The following is a 23,719-nucleotide window of genomic DNA, read 5'->3' as shown; positions in this document are numbered from 1 at the left end:
GAAGGAACAGGGGGCTGCTTGCTTTGGAGGAACGATGAAAGCAGAACGGTATTTACAGATGCTGCAAAAGGATATCCATTCGGTGGTGCTTGCCTCGACGGATGAAAACGGCCTGCCCGTCACCTGCGTGATCGACGTCATGCTGGCAGGACAGGATGGGCTTTCCTTTCTCACGGCAAAGGGAAAAGCGCTTTACAGGCGTCTCAAAGAGCGGCCGTTCGTCTCTATCACAGGGTTTACGGGAAAAAGCACAATGAAGAGCAGGGCCGTCACCCTGCGCGGCGAAACGCGGGAAACGGGCCGGGAAGAGCTGGCGGAAATATTCCGGGAAAACCCTTACATGGCTGAAATATACCCAAGCACGGAAAGCAGGACGGTGCTGACCGTATTCCGGCTCTATCGGGGCAGCGGAGAATTTTTCGATCTGAGCCAAAAGCCTGTTTTTCGGGAAGCGTTTTCGTTCGGCGGGCTGGAAACGCATGCAGAAGCATTCTTTATCACAGCAGACTGCAATGGGTGCGGACGCTGCGCCGCTGCCTGCCCGCAGGATTGTATCGACCTGTCCGTTCGTCCTGCGTGCATACGGCAGGAGCATTGTCTGCACTGCGGGAAATGTGAGGAGCTCTGCCCGCGGCAGGCGGTGGAAAGGAGAGCATTATGACACAAGAGGAAAGGCGCATCTTTCTGATCGACTATTTAAAGCATGAGGACAGCAGGCTGGAGCAGCTGGAGCTTCCCGCTGGGGAAGAGGAGCAAAAGCGCCTCCTGCGCTCTCTTATGAATGTGCGTCCGGCAAGGCCGGCCCCGCCGGAGTTTATGGCGGTGCAGGACGCGTATTTGCTGGAAGAGCGGGAAAAAAGGGGGATCGTCTTTCCGGAAGCGCTTTCTCCGGTCAGGCCGGGAATTTATCTGTGGCAGGGCGACATTACCCGCCTTGCCGCGGACCGTCGGCTGAAAAGCATTGCCTTTTGCTGCATTTCCACCGGCGAATTTCATTTTCCGCCCCAAAAGGCGGCGGAAACGGCGGTACGGACGGTGCTGGAATATTTGGAGAAAAACGGGAACGGTATGGAGGTGGTCTTTAATGTCTTTCAGGACAGCGACTATGAGCTCTACCGGCGGCTGCTGGCATAGTGTCCGGCGGCTGAAAGCGGAACTCGAAGAGGCCGACGCCGTATTGGTCGGCGCGGGGGCCGGATTATCTGCCTCTGCGGGCTTTACCTATTCCGGCAAACGCTTTGAAGAGAATTTCCCGGATTTTATCCGGAAATATGGATTTTCGGACATGTATTCCGCGGGCTTTTATCCCTATGAGACCTTAGAGGAGCACTGGGCGTATTGGAGCCGCTATATTTTCATCAACCGCTATGAGGACGCGCCAAAGGACGTCTATGGGGCCCTGCTGGCGCTGCTGCGGGATAAGGATCATTTCGTGCTTACGACGAATGTGGACCATTGCTTTCAAAAGGCGGGCTTCGACAAGCACCGGTTATTTTATACGCAGGGCGACTACGGCCTGTGGCAGTGCTCGAAGCCCTGCCATGCGAAAACGTATGATAACGGGCGGAGCGTCCGGAAAATGCTTGCGGAGCAGAAGGATATGCGCATCCCGCCGGAGCTTGTTCCGCACTGCCCGCGCTGCGGCGCTCCGATGACGATGAACCTGCGGGCGGACAGCACCTTTGTGGAGGATGAGGGATGGCATAGAGCGGCGGCAAGATATCAGGATTTCGTGCGCCGCCACAAAGACCTGCGCGTCCTGTATCTGGAGCTTGGCGTGGGCGGCAACACCCCGGGGATCATCAAATATCCGTTCTGGCAGATGACCTATCAGAACCCAAATGCGGTCTATGCCTGCGTCAATCTGCTGGAGACCGGCGTCCCGTCCGGGCTTGCGGGACGTTCCATCCGCATCAAGGGAGATATAGGGAGCATTCTTGCGCAGCTATAGAGCGGGCCTCCATTTTCGGCGGCAAACGGGCTTTTCATTTTGGCGGGATATGGTATAATAAAAAAGATGCCGGGGAGAAGCGTATGCTTTTTGCCCGGCATGCCTATTACAACGACCGATTGGAGTTTTGTATGTCGAGCACGACGAAAAGCCTTATCAAAAGCACGATGATCCTCGGTGCGGCGGGCGTGATCGTAAAGATCATAGGCGCGCTTTTCAGGATCGTCCTTACGAACCTCATCACCTTTGAGGGGATGAGCTATTACCAGCAGGCGTTTCCGGTCTATTCCGCCCTGCTCATCATTTCTACGGTGGGCCTGCCCATTGCCATCTCCCGCCTCGTTTCCGAGCGTGTGACGGTAAACGACTATAAGGGCGCGTACGCCGTGTTCCGAACGGCGCGGGCCTTTCTGCTTATCGTCGGGCTGATAACCTCTATCCTGATGTTTGCGTTCGCGGGGCAGATCGCGGCGCTCCAGCAGCTCCCCGACGCGAAATATTCCCTGATGGCGCTTGCACCCGCCCTGTTCTTTGTATCGGTCATGTGCGCATACCGCGGTTATTTCCAAGGCCTGCAAAACATGAAGCCCACGGCGCTTTCGCAGATCGTCGAACAGCTCGTTAAGGTGGGCATGGGCCTTGCGCTCGCCTATTTGCTCCTGAAATGGACGGGCAGACTCGAATTCGGCGCGATGGGCGCGCTGCTCGGCATCACGATTTCCGAGATCACGGCGCTTTTCTATGTCATGGGGGCATTCGGGAAAGAAAAACGCCGCATGACCGCGGGCATGGTCGCGGCCTATAAAGGAAAGCTTTCCTTTGAAGACGCAAAGCCGCTTTTGAAAAAAATACTGGTGATCGCGCTCCCCGTTACAGTGGCGGGGCTCGTCATGCCGATCATCACGTTTGTAGATTCGGTCATCATACCGCGCAGCCTGTTCAACCTCGGTTATGACACGCAGACCGTACGCAGCATGTATGGCGCCCTCACAGGAGGCGTGCTCACGCTCATCAACCTCGCGGCCATCGTTTCGCAGGCGCTGCAGATGAGCGTCGTGCCCGCGATCTCCGAAGCGCTCAAGCTGGGGGACAAGGACCGCGTCCGGGCGAACGTCCTGCACGGGATAAAATTCGCGTTCCTTGAGGGGATACCGGTCACAGCGGCGTTCTTCGTCTTTGCGTATCCGCTGCTGCACTTCCTCTATCCAACGGCGTCGCAGGAAGAGATGGCGCTTTCCACCGGGCTCTTGATGACGATGTGCTCCGTTGCAGTATTCCTCCCGTTTATGCAGACCATGACGGGCATCCTGCAGGGGATCGGCAAGCAGAACCTTCCCCCGATCTCGCTCGCGGTCGGCGCGGGGACCAAGGTCGCGCTCAGCCTGTATCTGATGACGTTCCCGCAGATCAATATCTATGGCGCGGTCATCGGTACAGTCGTGTGCTATATCATTGCGGCATGCATGAACTATTACTTTGTACGGAAATATACGGGCGTACGCATGAATTTCGGCGAACACCTCCTGAAGCCAATTATTGCAACGGCGGTCATGGCGGCGGCTGCTTATCTGGTCTATAGCCTAATCGCGCCGTATTCCAATACGGTGGGCGTGATCGCCTGCGTGCTGGTAGGGCTCGTGGTCTATTTCATCATGCTTATCCTTGTAAAAGCGGTCACGGAGCGGGAGATGGAGCAGATACGCGGCGGAAAGAAGCTTGCCCGGATTTTGAAGCGGATGCATGTCTGGAAATAAAAAAGAAAAAACGGCGTAAGAGCCGTTTTTTTTTTGACGTTATTTTTCCCCGTATTGCTCGAGTCGGCTGATGCTGTCCTCCTCGCCGATCACGACAAGTACATCGTCCTCGGCGATCACGTCGCCGGGCAGCGGGCTGACATTGACGGAATGGCCGTTTTTGATGGCAATGATGTTCACGCCGTATTTTTTACGGAAATCGAGGTCGACGAGCGTTTTGCCGACCCATGGAGCATGCACCTCTATTTCCGCGATGCCGTAATCGTCTGAAAGCTCGATGAAGTCGAGAATGTTGGAGGAGATCAGGTTGTGTGCCACACGGATGCCCATATCGCGCTCCGGGAAGACGACCTTGTCCACACCCATCTTATAGAGCACCTTTGCGTGTACCTCGCTCTGCGCTTTCACGAGCACGAGATCGATCCCCTGCTCCTTGCAGATGAGCGCCGCCATGATGCTCGACTGGATCTCGCCGAGACATACGCACGCCACGTCGAAATTGCGGATGCCGAGGGACCTTAGGGCCTGCTCGTCTGTGGCGTCCGCCTGAACGGCATGCGTCGCATAGCTGATGGCCTGATCCACCTTTTCCTCATTTGCGTCGATTACCAGAACGTCTGCTCCCTGCTCTGCCAATGTTTTTGCGACACTCGTACCGAACCGTCCGAGGCCGATCACTACATACTGTTTTTTCATATCGTTTCTCCTGCTGTTATCCAATCATTACCCGGTCCTCGGGATAGCGTATATTGCTTGTATCTTGCTTACGCATGCGTTTTGCCACCGCTAAAGACATCGTAAACACGCCCACCCTGCCTGCAAACATGGTGAGCATGATAAGGATTTGGCTCAAAGGGGATAAAGTATAGGTGATGCCGGTGGAAAGCCCTACCGTGCCGAATGCGGAGACCGTTTCAAAAAGCAGGTCGGACGCGGCGATGTGGTGCTGCTCGATAATGCACAGCAGCATGGTAATAAACCCAACGAATACGAAAGCGAGGGTTGCTATCGTAATGGCACGCATCATCACGTCCTTGTTCATCCGGCGCTCCATCACGACAGTGTCCTTTTTACCCGTCACGACGGTCACAACAAAGAAGAGAAGCATGAGGGCGGTCGTCGTCTTGATACCGCCGCCCGTACCGGAGGGGGAAGCGCCGATAAACATCAGGGCCGTCGTAGCGATCTTGGAAGCCGGCATCAGATCGCCCTGCGGGATAGTCGCATATCCGGCGGTACGCGGCGTAACAGACTGGAACATGGCGCCCAGGACCTTATCGCCCACGGAAAGCCCCTCCGCTCCCAGTGTTTTGGGATTGTTCCACTCCGCGACCAGAAAGAAAAGAAAGCCGGCAACGATCAGAATACCGGAAGTAATCAGTACGATCTTCGTATGCAGCTTCAAATGATATTTGCGGCCCAGAAGCGCTTTGCGGTAGAGCTCCACCACAACAAAAAAGCCAAGGCCGCCAACAGTGATAAGAGCCATGACGGTGATCGTCACAAGAGGGTCGTACGCATAGGGAATGAGGCTCGTTCCAAGCCCGAATACGTCGAATCCGGCGTTGCAGAAAGAGGAGATCGAATGGAACACGCTGTAATAAAGGCCGCGGAGGACGCCGTATTCCGGAACAAAGCGAATAGATAAAAGCAGGATACCTGCCGCCTCCGCAACGGCGGTCACGATCAAAACATTGCGCGTCATGCGCACCACGCCCTGAAGATTCGTTTCATTCAGCGAATCCTTGATCACGATACGGTCCTTGAGCGTAATGCGGCGGCCGATCAGCATATATACCATAGAGGTCGCCGTCATGAAGCCGATACCGCCGAGCTGGATCAGGACAAGCATCACGAGCTGGCCGAACAAAGACAGGCTTGCGCCTAATTCCACCACGGAAAGCCCGGTCACGCAGACCGCGGACGTAGAGGAAAACAGCGCGGATAAAAAACCGATCGATTCGCCCGTAGCGGAAGCAGCGGGCAGGGTCAGCAGGACCGCGCCGATCAGGATCATTCCGCCGAAGCCAAAAACCAGTATTTCGGCGGGATTCAAAGCTCGTTTACGTTTCAAGATCCTCAATTGCAAATACCTCTGCGGGCTGCCCGGCGTTTCCACCGGCCGGATGGCGCGGGCGGGAGAGCAGACTGCCGCAAAACAAGACCCCGGAAGATCTTATGGAACCAAATTCTCTGTACCATTATACACTCTTTCGCGTAAAAGTACATACGATTCCATGCAGGACGTAAAAAATTATGAAAAAATTTAGAAAAACCGGAATATTTTTTTGTTTTCATGAATATAAGCTTATAGATATCAGCCGATAAACGATATGAAACAAGGCGCGGAAAGGACGATGAAAGAAATGAAGTGGGAGAAGATAGCGATATTACTGATAGATGACGATGCCCGGCAGGCAGAGGAAATGAAGCGGTTCCTTGTCCGGCAGGAGGAAGTGAGGCGGGTGGACTGCGCCTGCTGTGTGCGGGAAGCGGCGGAATACTGCGCGCTCGAAGCGTACGATATCGCCGTGCTGGACCTTATTATGCCCGGTGAGGACGGCTTCAGCTTTCTCGAGCATACAGCGGGGCAGAAAGCTCCCGGAAGTATCGTCGTATCTGCGGTCAGCAGTGAAGATGTGATACGGAAAGCGTTTTCCAAGGGGGCGAAATATTATATGGTAAAGCCCTTTCAAAAAGAGATCCTATATCGCAGGATATGGGATGTTCTGCGCCTGTGCAGCGGGGAAGAAGCACAGGCGGAGGCGGCTGGCGGGGCGGGTATGGAGCAGCGCATCACAGAATTGTTTTTGCGTATGGGGGTGCCGCCGCACCTGAAAGGCTATCAATATCTCAAGGAAGCGGTAAAGCTTACGCTGGCAGACCGGATGATCATCTACAGCATCACAAAGGAGCTTTATCCGAAGATCGCGGCGGCGTTCGGCGTTACGACAACAAAGGTAGAGCTTGCCATTCGCCACACGGTGGAAGTGATGTATGACAGGGATGGAATGCGCCGCATGAAAGAGGCGTTGGGCCTCCCGGCGGACGCGCACAGCCAGAAGCCCACCAACGGTGAGCTGATCGCGCTCATAGCGGACTGGATACTTAGCGGAACAAACGAATAATTATGCAGGAATCTGTTTCACGGAAATGTTTCACAAAATGTATAATTGTGGATAACGTGGATAAAATTGTGGATAACTTATGCCCAAAAGAGGCTTTTCCGGGCTGATTTGTGGATAGACTTGTGGATAACGTGGATGACTGCGTATGAATAATAAAAAAGCTTATGAATAAATCTGCCGTACAGGAACGGGTGTTATCTATGCGAAAGTGGATATTCCATGCATATTTTTCTGATAAATATACGGCTCGCAGCCGCTGTGCGCAGAAGCAGAGCAGAACAAAATCATCTGAAAGCCGCGCTTATGCCCGGCTTTCAGACTGTTGGCAGAATAATACCGCCTGCGGACAAGAGAACCGTATCCACCCGTTTATATGGCAGTTTTACAGCTATGCGGTTCCCGCCGCAGCACGGAAAATCTTCGGAGGCGCAGCGCTTTTCAATAAGCCCGAACCAGAGACAGCTTATTGCAGAAGCTCCCTGAAGCTGCGGATATAATAGTCCGCAGCTTCGGCAAGCCCCTCCTGCTCTTCAAAAGACCACGGCTCATAGACGCCGCAGGTGAAAAAACCGCCCGCTTTCGCGCCGAGCACGCCGGTACGGATATCCTCAAATACCATGCATTCCGCCGGACTTACGCCGATGCGCTGCGCCGCCAGCAGATAAACATCCGGAAACGCTTTGCTGCGCGGCACCTCGCAGGAGGAGGCGAACGCGTCGAATAAGCCGTATATGCCGTTATGCTCAAGGACGGGGCGGTATAGGCGGCTGGTAAGCGCGGTCGCTACACCGAGCTTCACGCCCGAATCCTTCAGCTTTCGCAGATATTCGCCCGCACCGTTTTTCAGTGTTACCTTGCCTGCGTAAACGCAGAGCGCCATTTCATCCCATTCGCGGAGCAAGTCCTCCGGCTCGTCGGAAAGGCCAAGCGTACGGATCGCGTAATCTGCCGCCTCGTCGGAAAACATCGGGGCGATTTTTTCAATATACCCGTCCGGCGCAGTAAGACCGCGTTTTTTTAAAAAATCCCGGTTGACGTCCGACCAGACGTACATCGAATCAAGAAGCGTTCCGTCGAGGTCAAAGACCGCGCCGTTCAATACTGGAAGCTGCATACTGTTCTCCTAACGACAAAAAATGCAGCGGAAGAAATTCCGCTGCATTTTTATATGCGTTTTCAGCCTCTCGGGCCTGCGTCCACAATGTGCTTGGGCATGTTCGGATATTTCTTTGCAAAATTATCGGCGAACATCTTCGCGAGCTTCTTCGCGGATTCATCGTAAGCAGCCTTGTCTTCCCATGTATCGCGCGGATTCATGATCTCGTCCGGCACATCCGGGCAGCTCTGCGGCACGTCTACGTTGAATACCTCGTCATGCTTGAACTCGGCGTTCTCAAGCGTTCCGTTCAGTGCGGCGGTGATCATCGCACGCGTGAATTTCAGCTTCATGCGGCTGCCCACGCCATACGGGCCGCCCGACCAGCCGGTGTTCACAAGGTAAACCTTCGTGTTGTATTTTTCGATCTTCTCACCCAGCATTTCCGCATAAACGGAGGGGTCCATCGGCATGAACGGCGCACCGAAGCAGGTGGAGAAAGTCGGCTGCGGCTCGGTCACGCCGCGCTCCGTACCCGCCAGCTTGGACGTGAAGCCGGTTACGAAGTGATACATCGCCGCATTCTCGTCAAGACGGCTGATGGGCGGAAGTACGCCGAATGCATCCGCCGTCAGGAAGATGATGACCTTCGGAACGTCGCCGACGCCCGGGATCGCCGCATTGGAGATAAAATCGACCGGATAGCCCACGCGGGTGTTTTCCGTGAGGCTGCCGTCATTGAAGTCGGGCGTGCGCGTTTCAGGGTCGAGGACCACGTTTTCCATCAGCGCGCCAAAACGAATCGCGCCGTAGATTTCCGGCTCGCCCTCCGGATCGAGATTGATGGTCTTTGCATAACAGCCGCCCTCAAAGTTGAAGATGCCGTGTTCAGACCAGCCGTGCTCGTCGTCGCCGATGAGTTTGCGGTTCGGGTCAGCGGAAAGCGTCGTTTTGCCCGTTCCGGACAGGCCGAAGAATACCGCCGTGTCGCCCGTTTCAGGATCCATGTTTGCCGAGCAGTGCATAGGCAGAACATCCTCTTTCGGCATCAGGTAGTTCATGACGGAGAATACGCTCTTTTTGATTTCGCCCGCATACTGGGAGCCTGCGATCACAACGAGCTTCGCTTCATAGTCTATCATGATGGCGGCCTCGCTGTTCACGCCGTCCTCCTCCGGAATGCATTTAAAGCCCGGAGCGGCGATGATCGTGAAATCCTCCTCGCCGTAGGAAGCGAGCTGCTCCGCTGTCGGACGAATGAGGAGCTGGTGAATGAACAGGTTTTCGCTTGCCAGCTCGTTCACAATACGGAATTTTTTCGTGCAGGCCGGGTCTGCGCCTGCGAATCCGTCAAAAATAAAAATTTCGCGGTTCTGCAGGTAAGCGGCCATTTTGTTTTTGATCGCGTTGAACTTTTCGCGGCTGATCGGCACGTTCACGCTGCCCCATGCGATCTCGTCATGCACGCCGGGCGTGTCGACGACAAATTTATCCTTAGGGGAACGCCCCGTATATTTACCGGTCGTGACGGTAAGAGCGCCCTTATCGCTCAAAACGCCTTCGCCCCTTCTCAGCGCGGCTTCCACAAGCGCGGCGGGGGACAGGTTGCGGTAAACTGCCGTGGGATTCAGGATCCCCAATTTTTCCAAACCGTAAGTCTCCATCATATACCTCCTAAAATGTTTTTATAATAATATTTTGATAGCATGCTCACTCCATCAGAGATGGAAAAGGATACAATTTGAACGTACCCCATATTTTAAATATTCTACATATACCCCTCTATTCCTGCTTGAAATCAAAAAAATTGTGAAAAAATTTACAAATTTTGAAAAATGGATTTTGCGATATCGCAGAATTGTGCGGGAGAAAGCTCCTGTGCCCGTGCATTCGGGTCTATTTTGCAGGATTCCAAAATGGATTTTGCGCGACCCTTTGCGAGCGGCTTCAAATTGTTGAAAATGGTCTTGCGGCGCATGGAAAACGCCGCGCGGACGACTGCCGTATAGTCTTCCCGCGGTACGCCGCTTATGGGATGAAGCTCCATGCGGATGATGGCTGAGTCTACGTCGGGCGCGGGATAAAAGCAATTGCGGGATACGGTAAACAGCGTCTCCGGCTTTCCGAAATACAGGCAGGACGCAGTGAGCGCGCCGTAATCCGTATCGCCCGGCCGTGCGGACAGGCGCTGCGCGACCTCTTTTTGTACCATTGCAGTGATGGAGCGGACAGGCGCACCGCTTTCCAAGATGTGAAGCAATATTTTGCTCGTGATATAGTAGGGCAGGTTCCCGCAGACATGAAAGGGCGCGCCGCCGAATTGCGCGCCGCACAGGGCTTTCAGGTCGAATTTGAGGATATCCCCTTCGAGCACGGTAACATTGGAAAGCCCATGAAGCGTCCTTTCGTGCAGGGCAAGAAGCCCCCGGTCGATCTCTATGGAGACGACCTTTTTCGCCCGCGCGCTAAGAGCGCGCGTGAGCGCGCCGAGCCCCGTGCCGATCTCGAGGACGAAATCCTGCGGAAAAAGCGTCGCGCCGTCCGCGATCTTTTGCACGACGTTTTCGTCGCACAGGAAATTCTGGCCGAATTTTTTCAGCGGGGAAAGCCCGCTCTCCGCGAGCAGGCATGTGATCTCACGTGGGGATGTTACGTTCATAGAACCTCCTCATTGCAGGCGGCGGAAATGCTCCGCCTCCGGTCAGGGTCATAAAAAACGGCGGGCAATCTGCCCGCCGCCCGGTATTTTCTATCCGATGACATAAACGGTAACGTTTCGTTTTCGTCCAAAAGCGTTGCATACATCGTCGTTCGGCTGCTCACCCATATAGATATCGATCACATTTCCGCCCATACCGCCGCGGTCCTCCACGACGTATTCTCCGTAGCCCTCGATATAGATGCGCGTTCCAAGCGGGAGGAAATTGCACGCGACTGTCCGGCCCGCCGTGGGATAGATCCCCATAGATGTTGTGCTGCCGCTGTTGCAGTACGAGCAGTAGGCGGTAAGCTGTACCTTCATGCCCTTGCTCCCGTTGAGATCGGAGTCAGACGAACCGCCCGACGAAGAACTGCCGGAGCTGCCCGAAGAGCTGCTTCCCTTGTTGGAACTGCCGGAGCTGCCCTTGCCCTTAGAACTGGAATTCTTTTTGGGAGTTTCCTCCGGCTCCGGTTCTACATACGTGCCGATCGCCATGACCTGATCGACAGGCGCCTGGATCACTTCCTCCGACACCGCCTCCTGCGAGATGAGCACGCCGTTCTTATAAAGCTGCTTATAGGTGATACGCTTTATGCCCTCCTGACCCTCCTGTACGATCTGGTGCTTGCCCTTTTCAAGCTCAGGGTCCTCTTTCGTCGTATTATCGAACGGAATAGACTGATCCTCTGTCGTTTCCTGCGTCGTTACCACGATATGGTCGATCACCATGCCGGAACGGACGATGGTGTCTGAGGACGGATATACCTCGTCGTCCGGCGCAGGGGAGATGCCCGCCATGTCGAGCGCATCCTGCACGGTATGCCCGGCCACGATGCTTATCTGTGTCTCCGCTCCATTGCTTTTTACGGTGACGGGCACAGCGCGGTAGATGGTAATGGTCTGCCCCTCATAAATTGGAGCGGAAAGGTCTGTGGAAACGACGTCCTCCTCTCCGAGCTCGACCGCATTGTCGGTCAAAAATTCACCGACCGTCTGGGCAGTGGTCTCGCATTCAAGCTCCCGGCCGTTGTCGATCAGCGTGATCGGTACCCCCGGCTTTGCAAATGTCGTCTGTACGGTAATGAGCGATACCGCGACGACGGCGATGCACACGAGTGATGTGGTCCGCAGGAGCTTATCGTGGAAAAAGCTGTTTTTACTCTGCCGCGGCTGCTGTGTGCGCAGCACTCTTCCGCTTCCTGCGGCCGGCGCGCCGCTCTGCTGTTTTGCCGGAGCCGTATTGAATGGCTTCCGGCGGAGTCTGCTGAAAAACGTTCCTGCCGGTTTTCCGGCCGGAGGGCGGCGGCGTTCCTTCCGCGGGAGCGGCGGCAGATCGTCCGGCGCAGAGCGCCGGCTTCCCGTATACAAGATCCCTTTATATTTTGTTTCCGGATGGACCGAAAGGTCGATATCCTTTTTCCGTCTTCCAAAAGGCATGTATTTCCTCCGTCTTTTTGCGGGCCTGCCCGCAAAATGTATGGGTATTATACTCCAAAACGGGCGGGAAGTCAAACCGGGCGAAAGGCCGTCCGTCCGCATTTTCAGGAGAAACGGCGGATTTGCAGGGCATAGATATGAACAAAACGTAACGTTTTTGCAATCAAAGCGAAAGAATAGTATAATGATACAAGCGCGGCGGCTGCGCAAACACTTAAGCAGGAATAAAGGAAACCTATGAAGAAAAGAATTCTGATCTGTATCGTGGCGGTCCTCTTTCTGGCGGCGTCCACGGCCGGCTTCTTTACCGGATGCTCGTCTTTTACGGAAAGCGCGGACAGCGTGGGAAACACATTTGTGAACAAGCTCGTGTCGCGGGACTATTCCGGCGCGTTCGATTACGTCTATGTGCTGACCTCCGATGTAAACACGCGGGACGAATTCGTAGCGCGGTTCACGAACATCTACGACGCGCTTGAGATATCCGACATCAAGCTCGTGTCGCGCAGCGTAGAGCCGGTGTCGGAAGACGAGTATAAGCTCAGCTATACGCTTGCGCTGACCAGCAAGCTCCTCGGCGTACTTACCTACGATTATTCGGCAGACATCGTTTCCGGCCCGCAGGGCTATACGGTCCTGTATACGCCCAGTCTGATCCTGCCGCAGCTCGAGGAGGGAGACCGTGTGCGCACCACCACGCAGGAGGGGCAGCGCGGCGAAATCTTCTCCGCGGACGGCGCAGTGCTCGCCAAAAACGATTACGCGGAAAGCATTTATATCGACCTTGAAAAGGGGCCGGACATTGAAGAGGTCAAGGCGTTCCTCGCGCAGAATTTCGGCGCGGACGCAGAGACGGTGCAGAAAAAATACGACAATGCAGTGGAAAAGGGCTATCCGCTCGAGGTGCTGCTCACCTATCCGAGGGGCACGCTCACAGAGGAGCAAAAAGAGTCCGTACAAACTGTGAACGGGCTCGGCTTCGACGATTCGCGGCTCACACCCACGCGGTATTATCCGCTGAAAGACGATGCGGCACATATCATCGGTTATCTTGGCTCGCCGTCGGAAGAGCAGCTTGCGGAAAATGAGGAGCTGACGGAATATTCCACGGTGGGCAAGTCCGGCCTTGAACTGCAATATGAGGATATCCTGCGCGGCAGCGACGGGCGCATCATCTATATCGAGGATGAAAAGGGCAATCTGAAGGAGGTGCTGTTCGAGGACGCGAAGACCGACGGGCAGAACATCGAGCTTTCCATCAATTCGCGGACGCAGGAGCGCGCCTATACGCTCATGGCGTCCAACCTTGTGGACGGGCAGAGCGGCGCGGTGATCGTTATGGACTATACGACGGGCGCGGTGGAGGCGATGGTCTCCTATCCGTCCTTTGACAATAACCTGTTCAATTTCCCGCTGGACGAAGCGACGTGGAACTATTATAACGACGACGAGGACCACCCGCTCATCAACCGCGCGACGCAGTCGGCCTATATGCCCGGCTCGTCCTTTAAGCCGTTTTCTTCCGTTCCGGCAATCGAAGCGGGACTGCTGGACGAAAGCTCCGTGCCGCCTATCCAGAAAAAATCGCCCCATTCGGCGGGCAACGACAGCGGCTCCTACAGCTGGACGCCGGATATCGAGGGCTGGCATTCTGGCTCGATCTATTCCAAAACGGTCGCGGATACGCCATATACCTATGAGATGGCGATGAAATCGTCGGATAACATCTTTTTTGCCTACTATGCGCTCCAAACGGGAGTAGAGCCCTTCAAATCCTATCTGGAGCAGATCGGCATCGGCGAAGCGCCCTCCTTTGAGCTTCCGGTCGCTTCGTCCAGCATGCTCAGCCAGTCCGAAGACGAGGTGGACTGGCTCGACTGGCTGGCGCGCACGGGCTACGGAACGGGCGAGCTCGTCATCACACCGCTCCAGCTCGCCTGCCTGTATACGGCGATCGAGAACAATGGAACGATGATGAATCCCACGATCGTAAACCGGATATTCACCATAGACGAAGAGGAAAATGAAACGGCAGTCAGCCAAACGGAGCCGTCCGCCTACCGGGAAAACACGATGAGCGAAAAAGCGATCAGCATCATAAAGCCCGCCCTGAAGCGCGTTATGGTGGACGGAACCGGCTATGAGGCGCGTTTAGGGGATATGCAGGTCCTTGGCAAGACGGGAACGGCGCAGGTCGGCGCGAACAATTCCCGCGAGGTCAACTGGATCATCGCCTTAAACGAGGAGGACGGCAAGCTGTACCTTGTGGTCGTAGAAACGGATACGGACGAGGGAACGGAACCGAAAACGGCGATATTGCGAGGGCTCGTGAAGCAGGAGGACTATTCTGTGGCGCTCAATGCAAGCAGCGGAGCCGCGGATGGGGACGGCGCGGGAAGCGGAGAATAAAGCGAAGACTGTTTTTATAGCATTGGATGTAAAAAAGGGCGGACCGGCAATAGGCCGGTCCGCTTTTTTGCATTGCAAAAAATTTAAAAAAATAAAACCTTTCGCCCTGAACGCCTGTCTTATAGACAGAAACCAAAATGGAAGCCGAAGAGCCGTTCAAAAGCCCGGTGGAAAAGCCGGAGACAAGAGCGCGCCGACGGCTTCGGAAAAAGAAAGGAAAAAAGAAATGAAACCTATCAGAAACTTTATCGCCCGTCATAAAAAAGCCGTGCTCTTCACCACTGTCCTCGTAGCCGCCATAGCAGTTGGACTCTGTTTCACGGCACAGCCGATACCGTCCCCAACGGCGCGGGCCGCCGGGGACGCGCAGCAGGCCGGGGAACAAACGGAAAAGCTGCACACGGCTGCACAGGAATCGGCAGCCGGAGGAAAGGAGCCTGCCTCTGCCGCTTCCACGGCCCCGGCCGGATCCCAAGCGGTCTCCGCAGGGGAGGACAGGGCAGTATCAACGGAGCCGGAAGAGGCATCTGCGGAGCCGACGGAGGAAAACGGAGAAAATACGCCTTCTTCCGCCTCCGGAAAGGGAGATGAAACAGCACGATCTCCGGAAGAGTCTGCCCATACGCACAACTGGCAGCCCCATACTACACAAAGATGGGTGCCCGAGCTCGTGACCGTTGTAGACACTCCCGAGCAGACGATATACGGTGCACAGCTCTATACGGAAAATGCAGACGGCATATGGACGAGCAACGGAGAGACCTATTGGTTTGAAAACGGCTTTACAATGGAGGATTTCAAGGCCCTGCTTGTGGATAAGATGAAAAACGAAGGGTATATCGGGAATTATGTGAACCGCACCAAAACGGTTCCGGCCGTAACACACGAGGAAGACAGAGGGCATTACGAGAGCTATACTGATTTCTACTTCTGCTCCTGCGGCGCAGTAAAATAAAAAGGCATTTCCCATGGAAATACCTTTTGCAGGGCCGTTGCTGCACGCTTTATTCGTGCAGCGTGAACAGCCACGCACATGCGCACGAATCGTCCGTCACGTCGGGGTAACAGCTCACACATTCACAGGTGAAACGTTCGTCGATGACGCGCGCAAAGCCGGAATATTCAATTTCGCCGACGGGCTTGCAGGGGTGCAGCTCCATGCCCTTGCGGCTGCGGGCGTTCTGCACGCGGCAGGCCGTCATACGGAATAAAAGCGTGTTCCCCTCCGTAATGCACTCATATTCGTTGATATTCGCATAAAACCGGAACGACAGAGCCTTTTTCAGTCCCTCGATCCCGGCATGCTCGGGCAGGCCGAGAAATTCCTTCAGCCTGCGCGCCTCGATAACGGTGAACCGTTCCCATGCGCGCGCGTCGTGCAGCATAGCCTCGTCCATCCCAAATTTCTGCTCGACGGATTGGAACCATACGCCGTCCAGCGCCAGCCAGTTTTTGGAATACAGGCCGATGAGCCGGATCAGCTCTTCCTTGGAAAGCGCCTCGAGCGCTTCATTTTGCTTCATAAGGCTTCCTTTCTTTCGCAATAAAAAGACGGCGGGCACGGAAATCCCCGGCGATGTGGTGCCGGGAAAGACCTAAGCCGCGCCGCCCTTGTTTCGGTGGTCAGTATTTCCTGCTCCGCTTGAATGCCTTGGCAAACAGGATGAATACAGTAAACTGCGCTGCGCACGCCGCGACGGCAAAAATGCGGATGCCCCACTGCGCCTCCATGCCCATGTCCGGCGCCTTCAGACTGTAAAACAGGAGAGAGATCGCTGTGACGAGCACAACGCTCGTGATGATGAGCGCAACGCCCCACTTCTTTTCATTCATATCAGATCACGCGCACCTTGACGATGCCGTCGATTGCGCGGATCTCAGAGAGCGCCTCGTCTGTGATATCGTGGTCGAGGTTCAGCACCGTATAGGCGATATCCCCGCGGGATTTGTTCGCCATATCTGCGATATTGAGGCCATATTTGGCGACGGTATTCGTGATTTGGCCCACCATGTTCGGCAGGTTCCTGTGAATGATCGTCACGCGCACCGCGTCAGACGGCGGAACGATGCATTCCGGCATATTGACGGAATTGACGATCGTGCCCGTCTCAAAGAAATCACGCAGCTGCTTTGCCGCCATCACCGCACAGTTTTCCTCGCTCTCCGGCGTGGAAGCGCCGAGGTGCGGGATCGCAAGGATATTCGGATGGCACAGCATGTCGTCGTCCGGGAAATCCGTCACATATTTTTTCACCTTTCCGCTCTCCATCGCGTCGAACAGGGAGGTGGTCTTCACAAGCCCTCCGCGCGCGAAGTTGAGGACGATCACGCCGTCTTTCATTTTGGAAAACTCCGGCGTGCTCAAAAAGCCCTTCGTTTTTTCATTCTGCGGAATGTGCAGCGTGATGAAGTCCGATTTTTCCAGAAGCTCGTCCAGCTTTTCCGCCTTGTGCGTATACATGGAGATAGACCACGCGCGGTCAACGGACAGGAACGGGTCGTAGCCGATGACGTTCATACCGATGGCCGACGCCGCGTTTGCAACCATGATACCGATCGCGCCGAGACCGATCACGCCGAGCGTCTTTCCCTTGACCTCGCCGCCCACAAACTGGCCCTTGCCCTTTTCCACAAGCGCGGGAACGCCCTCCTGTCCTTTCAGCGTTTTTGCCCAGTCGTATGCCTCGGGCAGATTGCGCGAGGCGGAGATCATCGCGCCGATCACGAGCTCTTTCACGCCGTTTGCGTTCGCGCCCGGCGTATTGAACACGACGATGCCCTTTTCGGTGCATTTATCGATCGGGATATTGTTGGTGCCCGCGCCGGCCCGCGCAATGGCGACCGTGTTTTCCGCAAAATCCATTTCATGGCAGCTTGCGCTGCGCACGATGAACGCGTCGCTGTCGTCCTCCAAATGGGAAGACACGTTATAGTTTTCCTTCGGCAGGTAATCGTAGATCACCGGGGATATTTTATTCAGCTTTTTGATCGTATGCATTCCAAAACTCCTTACGCTTTTCCATAATGATGGATCGAGAAACGGAGCGCCGTGCGGCATTCCGCAGTCCGGTCCCTTATTTGTGCTTCGCCTCAAATTCAGCCATGAAAGCGATCAGGCTGCGCACGCCGTCCATGGGCATCGCGTTATAGATGCTCGCGCGCATGCCGCCCACGCTGCGGTGGCCTTTCAGGTTCACAAGACCCGCTTTTTTCGCTTCGGCAACGAATTCTTTGTCGAGATCCGCGTCGCCCGTTACGAACGGAACGTTCATCATAGAACGGTCCGCGCCGGAAACCGTCGCGCGGAACAGGCTTGAATTGTCGAGAAATTCATACAGCATAGCGGCCTTTTCCTTATTGATCTTTTCCATTTCGGCTACGCCGCCCAGCTTTTTCAGATTCTTGAATACAAGGCCCGCGATATAGATGGCGTAGGTCGGAGGCGTGTTGAACATCGAACCGTTATCCGCATGCGTCTTATAGCGCAGCATGGTCGGGATATCCTCCGGCGCGTTTTCCACAAGGTCCTTGCGCACGATGACGATGGTCACGCCCGCCGGGCCGATGTTTTTCTGCGCGCCCGCATAAATGAGGGCATAGTCCGAAACGTTGAACACCTCGGACAGGATACAGGAGGACATATCCGAAACGAGGGGAAGCCCGCCCACGGGGGGAAGCTTCGTATATTTTGTTCCGTAGATCGTGTTGTTGGAAGTGATGTGTACATAATCCGCGTCCGGCGTGAACATATCTGCGGACAGCTCCGGAATATAGGAGAACGTCTTGTCCTCCGACGACGCGACGACGTTCACCTCGCCGAACTTTTTCGCCTCGGCGATCGCCTTTTTCGACCATTGCCCCGTGTTGACCGCATGGATCTTTTTATATTTTGTCATCAGGTTCATAGGGACCATGCAGAACTGCATAGACGCGCCGCCCTGCAGGAATAATACATCGTAGCTGTCCGGGATATTGAGCAGCTCGCGCAGGTCGGCCTCCGCTGTGTCGATGATATCCTGATATTCCGCGCTGCGGTGGCTCATTTCCATCACGTTCATGCCGCTTGCGCCATAGGAAATGAAATCCTTCTGCGCTTGCTTCAGAACCTCGATGGGCAGGCAAGCCGGACCGGCCGAAAAGTTATACACTCTTTCTTCCATTGTTGTAAGACCTCCTAAAAATTGAAGGACAGGATACGGCGTCCTCACCGGCCGCTCTGCCCAAAATATCGTGGTATAAACCTATTATAATATGGGAAAGTTGCATTTTCAATAAAATTTGCCGCAGACGCGCGCCCTATAGTTAAAATTTTCGCAAACGGACAGCAAATGGTATATAATAGGTAAAAGAGAATCAAGGGAGGAGATGCGGCGCTGCCGGGCGGCTCTTCCGCATGCCGGCCCTGAATATTTCCAAAGGAGTTTGCCAGTGGATTTGTTTTCCGGAAATATGGAAAAAAGCGCTCCGCTCGCGGACCGTATGCGTCCGCGCAGCCTCGACGAATTTCTGGGGCAGGAGCATATTGTTGGGAAAAACACCCTGCTTCGCCGGGCGATCGAAGCGGATAAGCTTGGCTCGTGCATTTTCTGGGGCCCGCCCGGGTGCGGGAAGAGCACCCTCGCGGCGATCGTCGCGCATACGACGGGCAGCGATTTTTATAAACTGAACGCGGTCACGAGCGGCGTAAAGGACGTGCGCGAGGTGATAGATAAAGCGGAAAACAGCCTGAAGCTATATGGCAGGGAAAGCTTCCTGCTGCTCGACGAGTGCCACCGATGGTCAAAATCCCAGTCGGACAGCGTGCTCCCCGCCATGGAAAGCGGGGTCATCAAGCTGATCGGCTCCACAACGGAAAATCCGATGGCCGCGATGACGAGCGCTATCGTTTCGCGCTGCCGCCTGTTCGAGTTTTACGCCCTTGGAAAAGAGGATATCAAAAAAGCCATATTCCGTGCCGTGCAGGATAAGGAGCGCGGATTCGGAAATATGGACCTTATGGTCGACGAGGCCGCGGCGGAGCACTGGGCGTCCGTCTCAAACGGAGACGTGCGGAGCGCGCTCAATGCGCTCGAGCTTGCGGTGCTCACCACAAAGCCGGACGCAAAGGGCAGGGTGCATATCACCCTTGAGATCGCAGAGCAGTCCATCCAGCGGCGCGCCGTGCGCATGGACGACAACGAATATTACGATATGCTGTCCGCGTTCTGCAAATCCCTGCGCGGAAGCGACAGCGACGCGGCTCTTTTCTGGTTCGCGCGCCTCATTTACGCGGGGGTGGACCCGCGCGTGCCCGTGCGGCGTATGATCGCGCACGCCTCGGAGGACGTGGGGCTGGCGAACCCGAGCGTGCTCAACCAGTGCGTGGCAGCCATGCAGGCGCTCGAGTTCAACGGCATGCCGGAGGCGCGGCTCAATATCGCGCAGGCCATCATCTATCTGTGCGAATCCCCCAAAAGCAACAGCGTGCTCCTCGCGGTGGACGCCGCGGCAAAGGCCGCGCGGGAGGCTTCGCGGCAGGACGTGCCCGCCTATCTTCAGGACGCGAATTTCGAGAAAGCCAAGCACGAAAAGAAAAGCAGGGAGTATAAATATGCGCACGATTACCCGCGCCACTATGTCGAGCAGCAATATCTGCCGGACGAAATGAAGGGCCGGGTGTTCTACCGCCCCTCCATGCAGGGCTACGAACAGAAGGTGCACGAATACCGCCGGTTCATCGGCAAGGAAAAGAAACGGGAAGAATAAAAAGAGGCCGCGGCCATGGCGGGAATGAAAAATACGCCGCCCGGCCGAATGCTGTGAGATGCCCGTTTTCCCCCTTTACAAAGCCCGGATCGTACCATATAATGATAATAATCGAAATATGTTTCGGCGCAGGACCGACAAACGTCCTTTCAAGTGGCCCACTAAGCGAGCGGGAGAGGGTGGAAGCCCCGCGGCAACGCTTTTCAGGATTATCACGCGTCCGCACTTTGCGCCGCGCGTTCCGCGCGTTACAGCGGAAACGAGCGCTTTTCTTTCCGCAGAAAGAAAAGAATTCAGGTGGTACCGCGAGCTTTCGTCCTGATGTGGACGGAAGCTTTTATTTTTGAATCTGATTTGTGAGGTTTGACTATGTACAAAAAAGTTCCTACAGACCTAAAGTTTGGAGAGCGCGAGCTCGAGGTGCTCGATTTCTGGCACAAAAACAAAATATTCGAGCAGAGCATGAAGGAAAATGAGGGCGGCCCCAAGTTCACCTTTTACGACGGCCCGCCGACGGCGAACGGAAAGCCGCATATCGGCCATATCCTGACGCGCTGCATCAAAGACCTGATCCCGCGCTATAAGACCATGCAGGGCTATCATGTACTGCGCAAGGCAGGCTGGGATACCCACGGGCTTCCGGTGGAGCTTGAGGTGGAGAAGCTGCTTGGCCTCGACGGAAAAGAGCAGATCGAGGAATACGGCGTGGAGCCGTTTATCCAGAAATGCAAGGAATCCGTGTGGAAATATAAGGGCGAATGGGAGAAGATGTCCGACCGCGTCGGCTATTGGGCGGATATGGACGACCCATACGTCACCTATGAAAACGACTATATCGAGTCCGTGTGGTGGTCTTTAAAGGAGATACACAAAAAGGGACTGCTCTATAAGGGCCATAAGATCGTGCCCTATTGCCCGCGCTGCGGGACGGCGCTTTCCTCGCATGAGGTGGCGCAGGGCTATAAGGACGTGAAGGAAACGTCCATCTTCGTGCGCTTCAAAGTGAAGGGCGAGGACGCGCATTTCCTCGCGTGGACGACGACGCCGTGGACGCTGCCCTCAAACGTCGCGCTGTGCGTGAATCCAAACGAAGAATATGTGCTCGCGCAGGACAAAAACGGCGACCAATATTATCTTGCGAAAGCGCTGTGCGAAAAGCTTTTGGGCGAGGACGCGCATATCGTCCGCAAATTCACGGGCAAGGAGCTCGAGTTCAAGGAATACGAGCCGCTGTTCGATTTCGCGCAGCCGGAAGAGAAAGCGTGGTACGTGGTGTGCGACACCTACGTCACGCTGACGGACGGCAGCGGCATCGTGCACATCGCGCCCGCATTCGGTGAAGACGACGCGAATGTCGGCCGCAAATACGGCCTCCCGTTCGTCCAGCTCGTAAAGCCGGACGGTACGCTTTCGGAGGAAACAAAGTGGGCGGGCGTGTTCGTGAAAAAGGCAGATAAGCTTATCATCGAGGACCTCAGGGAGCGCGGCCTGCTGTTTGCGGAGGTGCCGTACGAGCACAGCTATCCGTTCTGCTGGCGGTGCGATACGCCCCTCATTTACTATGCCCGCTCGACATGGTTCATCAGGATGACGGCCCTGCGGGATAATCTTCTGAAGAATAACGCCGGTGTGAACTGGCTGCCCGAAAATATCAAAAACGGGCGCATGGGCAACTTCCTTGAAAATGTCATCGACTGGGGCATCTCGCGCGAGCGCTATTGGGGAACGCCGCTTCCGGTGTGGACGTGCGGCTGCGGACATGTGCATGTGGTCGGCTCGCGGGCAGAGCTGCGCGAAATGGCGGAGACAGACGTTCCGGAGGATATCGAGCTGCATAAGCCGTTCCTCGACCCCATCACCCTCAAATGTCCGGAGTGCGGAGGCAGCATGCACCGTGTGCCGGAGGTCATCGACTGCTGGTACGACAGCGGCTCCATGCCCTTTGCACAGTGGCACTATCCCTTTGAGCACAAAGAGGAATTCGAGAGCCATTTCCCGGCGAATTTTATCAGTGAAGCGGTAGACCAGACGCGCGGCTGGTTCTATACGCTGCTTGCCATCGGCACGCTGATCTTTGATAAAGCGCCCTTTGAAAACTGCATCGTGCTCGGCCATGTGCAGGATAAGGACGGCCAGAAAATGAGCAAGCATAAAGGCAACGTTGTCGATCCGTGGAGCGTGCTCGATAAGCAGGGCGCGGACGCGGTTCGGTGGTATTTCTATTCGGCAAGCGCGCCGTGGCTGCCCTCGCGCTTCTATGACGAAGCGGTGAGCGAGATGCAGCGTAAATTCATGGGCACGCTGTGGAACACCTATGCTTTCTATATCCTGTATGCGGATATCGACGGGTTCGACCCGACGCAATATGAGCTGAAACCCACGAACATCATGGATAAGTGGGTGCTGTCCCGCCTCCATTCTCTGGTAAAAGCCGTGACGGACGACCTCGACCATTACCGCATCGTAGAGCCGTCGCGCAGCCTGAGCCAGTTTGTGGACGAGCTTTCCAACTGGTATGTGCGCCGCTGCCGTGACCGCTTCTGGGGAAGCGGGATGGAGCAGGATAAGGTCGACGCCTATATGACGCTGTATACGGTGCTCGAGACGCTTACGCGCCTGCTCGCGCCGTTCACACCGTTCATGACGGAGAGCATTTATCAGAACCTCGTGCGCACGAACGACAAAAACGCGCCGGTGTCCGTACACCTGTGCAAGTGGCCGCAGGCAGACGAGGCACTCATCGATACCAAGCTGGAGCGCGATATGGACGCGGTGCTGAACGTGGTCAACCTCGGACGCGCGTGCCGCAACACGGCAAACATCAAAAACCGCCAGCCCATTGCAAAGATATTCGTTTCGGGCATCGACCATCTTGACGAGACGTTCCTTTCCGTCATCCGCGGAGAGCTGAACGCAAAAGAGGTCGAGCTCGGCGCGGCCGCTGCGGAATATATCACCTATAACGTCAAGCCGCAGATGCGCACGCTGGGGCCGAAATACGGCAAGCTTCTGGGCGGCATCCGGGCGCATCTCGCGCAGGCGGACGGCATGCTCGTGGTCAGCACCGTGCGGAGCGGCGCGGCCTACGAATTTGAAGTGGACGGAAACAGAATATCGCTGCTGGAAGAGGACGTATTGGTCGAACCCGCGCAGCGCGAGGGCTTTGTAGCGGAAACGGGCGGCGATTTCGCAGTTATCATCGATACGACCCTGACGCCCGAGCTCATCGAGGAGGGCAACGTGCGCGAAATCATTTCCAAGGTCCAGACGATGCGCAAGGAAGCGGGCTTTGAAGTGACGGACAAGATCAGCCTTTCTGTAACGGATAACGATACGATCGCGGCGGTCATCCGCGCCAATGAAGCGCAGATCAAAAAGGAAGTCCTCGCACAGGCCGTGGAATACGGCGCTGCGGACGGCTATGCAAAGGAATGGAGCATCAACGGGGAAAAGGTGACGCTTGCGGTGAAAAAAGCGTAAACGCAAAATATATGCGCC

Annotated in this window: 19 protein-coding genes; 9 read left to right on the top strand and 10 right to left on the bottom strand. The window is 55.5% G+C overall.

The features are described 5' to 3' along the window. The first annotated feature begins 34 nt into the window (after positions 1 to 34). From PUP29_RS07550 to PUP29_RS07535, 4 genes are all read left to right on the top strand, one after another. A complete protein-coding gene (locus PUP29_RS07550; RefSeq protein WP_353422880.1) occupies positions 35 to 661 on the top strand; it encodes a 4Fe-4S binding protein in 627 nt (208 codons plus the stop codon). Further along, on the top strand, positions 658 to 1,134 hold the full coding sequence (locus PUP29_RS07545; protein ID WP_353422879.1) for a macro domain-containing protein: 477 nt from the start codon (positions 658 to 660) through the stop codon (positions 1,132 to 1,134). The genes PUP29_RS07550 and PUP29_RS07545 overlap by 4 nt, the downstream gene beginning before the upstream one ends. Then, on the top strand, positions 1,085 to 1,951 hold the full coding sequence (locus PUP29_RS07540) for an SIR2 family NAD-dependent protein deacylase (RefSeq protein ID WP_434542789.1): 867 nt from the start codon (positions 1,085 to 1,087) through the stop codon (positions 1,949 to 1,951). Before PUP29_RS07545 ends, PUP29_RS07540 begins: the two co-directional genes overlap by 50 nt. Before the next feature lie 83 nt (positions 1,952 to 2,034). Beyond that, positions 2,035 to 3,705 carry a putative polysaccharide biosynthesis protein gene (locus PUP29_RS07535; RefSeq protein WP_079546456.1) on the top strand — a complete coding sequence of 557 codons (1,671 nt, stop codon included), beginning with the start codon at positions 2,035 to 2,037 and terminating at the stop codon, positions 3,703 to 3,705. A 39-nt stretch (positions 3,706 to 3,744) separates the two neighbouring features. Here the strand turns inward: PUP29_RS07535 and PUP29_RS07530 are convergent, their stop codons facing one another. Both PUP29_RS07530 and PUP29_RS07525 read right to left on the bottom strand, forming a co-directional pair. Next, complete coding sequence (locus PUP29_RS07530; RefSeq protein ID WP_079546457.1) at positions 3,745 to 4,401, bottom strand: potassium channel family protein; 657 nt, start codon at positions 4,399 to 4,401, stop codon at positions 3,745 to 3,747. A 16-nt stretch (positions 4,402 to 4,417) separates the two neighbouring features. Beyond that, the gene (locus PUP29_RS07525) at positions 4,418 to 5,788 is read right to left on the bottom strand and encodes a TrkH family potassium uptake protein (RefSeq protein ID WP_353422878.1); all 1,371 of its coding nucleotides are present in this window, start codon (positions 5,786 to 5,788) and stop codon (positions 4,418 to 4,420) included. A 274-nt stretch (positions 5,789 to 6,062) separates the two neighbouring features. Here PUP29_RS07525 and PUP29_RS07520 point away from each other — a divergent pair, with 274 nt between their 5' ends. Continuing rightward, entirely contained in the window at positions 6,063 to 6,833 is a 771-nt protein-coding gene (locus PUP29_RS07520; protein WP_353422877.1) for a sporulation initiation factor Spo0A C-terminal domain-containing protein, read from the top strand. A gap of 463 nt (positions 6,834 to 7,296) precedes the next feature. On the opposite strand, the gene PUP29_RS07515 is transcribed toward PUP29_RS07520, so the two are convergent. The 4 genes from PUP29_RS07515 to PUP29_RS07500 form a co-directional block, all read right to left on the bottom strand. Then, a complete protein-coding gene (locus tag PUP29_RS07515) occupies positions 7,297 to 7,947 on the bottom strand; it encodes an HAD family hydrolase (protein ID WP_079546460.1) in 651 nt (216 codons plus the stop codon). Between the two features lie 62 nt (positions 7,948 to 8,009). Next, the gene (pckA, locus tag PUP29_RS07510) at positions 8,010 to 9,593 is read right to left on the bottom strand and encodes a phosphoenolpyruvate carboxykinase (ATP) (RefSeq protein ID WP_353424068.1); all 1,584 of its coding nucleotides are present in this window, start codon (positions 9,591 to 9,593) and stop codon (positions 8,010 to 8,012) included. Between the two features lie 155 nt (positions 9,594 to 9,748). Next, positions 9,749 to 10,588 carry a 16S rRNA (adenine(1518)-N(6)/adenine(1519)-N(6))-dimethyltransferase RsmA gene (rsmA, locus tag PUP29_RS07505; RefSeq protein ID WP_353422876.1) on the bottom strand — a complete coding sequence of 280 codons (840 nt, stop codon included), beginning with the start codon at positions 10,586 to 10,588 and terminating at the stop codon, positions 9,749 to 9,751. A 90-nt stretch (positions 10,589 to 10,678) separates the two neighbouring features. Continuing rightward, complete coding sequence (locus PUP29_RS07500) at positions 10,679 to 12,067, bottom strand: G5 domain-containing protein (protein WP_353422875.1); 1,389 nt, start codon at positions 12,065 to 12,067, stop codon at positions 10,679 to 10,681. Between the two features lie 237 nt (positions 12,068 to 12,304). Here PUP29_RS07500 and PUP29_RS07495 point away from each other — a divergent pair, with 237 nt between their 5' ends. Both PUP29_RS07495 and PUP29_RS07490 read left to right on the top strand, forming a co-directional pair. Continuing rightward, the gene (locus tag PUP29_RS07495) at positions 12,305 to 14,476 is read left to right on the top strand and encodes a penicillin-binding transpeptidase domain-containing protein (protein ID WP_353422874.1); all 2,172 of its coding nucleotides are present in this window, start codon (positions 12,305 to 12,307) and stop codon (positions 14,474 to 14,476) included. A gap of 226 nt (positions 14,477 to 14,702) precedes the next feature. Next, complete coding sequence (locus tag PUP29_RS07490) at positions 14,703 to 15,431, top strand: hypothetical protein (protein ID WP_353422873.1); 729 nt, start codon at positions 14,703 to 14,705, stop codon at positions 15,429 to 15,431. A gap of 49 nt (positions 15,432 to 15,480) precedes the next feature. Here PUP29_RS07490 and PUP29_RS07485 read toward each other — a convergent pair whose 3' ends face one another. From PUP29_RS07485 to serC, 4 genes are all read right to left on the bottom strand, one after another. Then, positions 15,481 to 15,999, bottom strand: coding sequence for a DUF6125 family protein (locus PUP29_RS07485; protein ID WP_079546466.1), 519 nt, complete (start codon positions 15,997 to 15,999; stop codon positions 15,481 to 15,483). Positions 16,000 to 16,099: 100 nt separating this feature from the next. Next, complete coding sequence (locus tag PUP29_RS07480; protein WP_353422872.1) at positions 16,100 to 16,309, bottom strand: hypothetical protein; 210 nt, start codon at positions 16,307 to 16,309, stop codon at positions 16,100 to 16,102. Between the two features lies 1 nt (position 16,310). Beyond that, positions 16,311 to 17,474 carry a phosphoglycerate dehydrogenase gene (locus tag PUP29_RS07475; protein ID WP_079546468.1) on the bottom strand — a complete coding sequence of 388 codons (1,164 nt, stop codon included), beginning with the start codon at positions 17,472 to 17,474 and terminating at the stop codon, positions 16,311 to 16,313. A 76-nt stretch (positions 17,475 to 17,550) separates the two neighbouring features. Continuing rightward, positions 17,551 to 18,636 carry a 3-phosphoserine/phosphohydroxythreonine transaminase gene (serC, locus tag PUP29_RS07470; protein ID WP_353422871.1) on the bottom strand — a complete coding sequence of 362 codons (1,086 nt, stop codon included), beginning with the start codon at positions 18,634 to 18,636 and terminating at the stop codon, positions 17,551 to 17,553. A 268-nt stretch (positions 18,637 to 18,904) separates the two neighbouring features. Here serC and PUP29_RS07465 point away from each other — a divergent pair, with 268 nt between their 5' ends. Together PUP29_RS07465 and ileS are read left to right on the top strand one after the other, a co-directional pair. Beyond that, entirely contained in the window at positions 18,905 to 20,221 is a 1,317-nt protein-coding gene (locus tag PUP29_RS07465) for a replication-associated recombination protein A (RefSeq protein WP_079547818.1), read from the top strand. A gap of 369 nt (positions 20,222 to 20,590) precedes the next feature. Further along, positions 20,591 to 23,701, top strand: coding sequence for an isoleucine--tRNA ligase (gene ileS / locus PUP29_RS07460; RefSeq protein WP_353422869.1), 3,111 nt, complete (start codon positions 20,591 to 20,593; stop codon positions 23,699 to 23,701). Positions 23,702 to 23,719: the final 18 nt, after the last annotated feature.

Source organism: Christensenella massiliensis (assembly GCF_040409835.1).
Lineage (GTDB): Bacteria > Bacillota > Clostridia > Christensenellales > Christensenellaceae > Christensenella > Christensenella massiliensis.
Note: the sequence above shows the minus strand (reverse complement) of the source record. Positions and strands in the feature narration are given on the sequence as shown.

Coding starts and splice junctions, on each gene's coding strand:
- PUP29_RS07550 (WP_353422880.1), top strand. CDS start 35: ATGAAAGCAGAACGGTATTTACAGATGCTGCAAAAGGATATCCATTCG.
- PUP29_RS07545 (WP_353422879.1), top strand. CDS start 658: ATGACACAAGAGGAAAGGCGCATCTTTCTGATCGACTATTTAAAGCAT.
- PUP29_RS07540 (WP_434542789.1), top strand. CDS start 1,085: ATGTCTTTCAGGACAGCGACTATGAGCTCTACCGGCGGCTGCTGGCAT.
- PUP29_RS07535 (WP_079546456.1), top strand. CDS start 2,035: ATGCTTTTTGCCCGGCATGCCTATTACAACGACCGATTGGAGTTTTGT.
- PUP29_RS07530 (WP_079546457.1), bottom strand. CDS start 4,401: ATGAAAAAACAGTATGTAGTGATCGGCCTCGGACGGTTCGGTACGAGT.
- PUP29_RS07520 (WP_353422877.1), top strand. CDS start 6,063: ATGAAAGAAATGAAGTGGGAGAAGATAGCGATATTACTGATAGATGAC.
- PUP29_RS07515 (WP_079546460.1), bottom strand. CDS start 7,947: ATGCAGCTTCCAGTATTGAACGGCGCGGTCTTTGACCTCGACGGAACG.
- pckA (WP_353424068.1), bottom strand. CDS start 9,593: ATGGAGACTTACGGTTTGGAAAAATTGGGGATCCTGAATCCCACGGCA.
- rsmA (WP_353422876.1), bottom strand. CDS start 10,588: ATGAACGTAACATCCCCACGTGAGATCACATGCCTGCTCGCGGAGAGC.
- PUP29_RS07500 (WP_353422875.1), bottom strand. CDS start 12,067: ATGCCTTTTGGAAGACGGAAAAAGGATATCGACCTTTCGGTCCATCCG.
- PUP29_RS07495 (WP_353422874.1), top strand. CDS start 12,305: ATGAAGAAAAGAATTCTGATCTGTATCGTGGCGGTCCTCTTTCTGGCG.
- PUP29_RS07490 (WP_353422873.1), top strand. CDS start 14,703: ATGAAACCTATCAGAAACTTTATCGCCCGTCATAAAAAAGCCGTGCTC.
- PUP29_RS07485 (WP_079546466.1), bottom strand. CDS start 15,999: ATGAAGCAAAATGAAGCGCTCGAGGCGCTTTCCAAGGAAGAGCTGATC.
- PUP29_RS07480 (WP_353422872.1), bottom strand. CDS start 16,309: ATGAATGAAAAGAAGTGGGGCGTTGCGCTCATCATCACGAGCGTTGTG.
- PUP29_RS07475 (WP_079546468.1), bottom strand. CDS start 17,474: ATGCATACGATCAAAAAGCTGAATAAAATATCCCCGGTGATCTACGAT.
- serC (WP_353422871.1), bottom strand. CDS start 18,636: ATGGAAGAAAGAGTGTATAACTTTTCGGCCGGTCCGGCTTGCCTGCCC.
- ileS (WP_353422869.1), top strand. CDS start 20,591: ATGTACAAAAAAGTTCCTACAGACCTAAAGTTTGGAGAGCGCGAGCTC.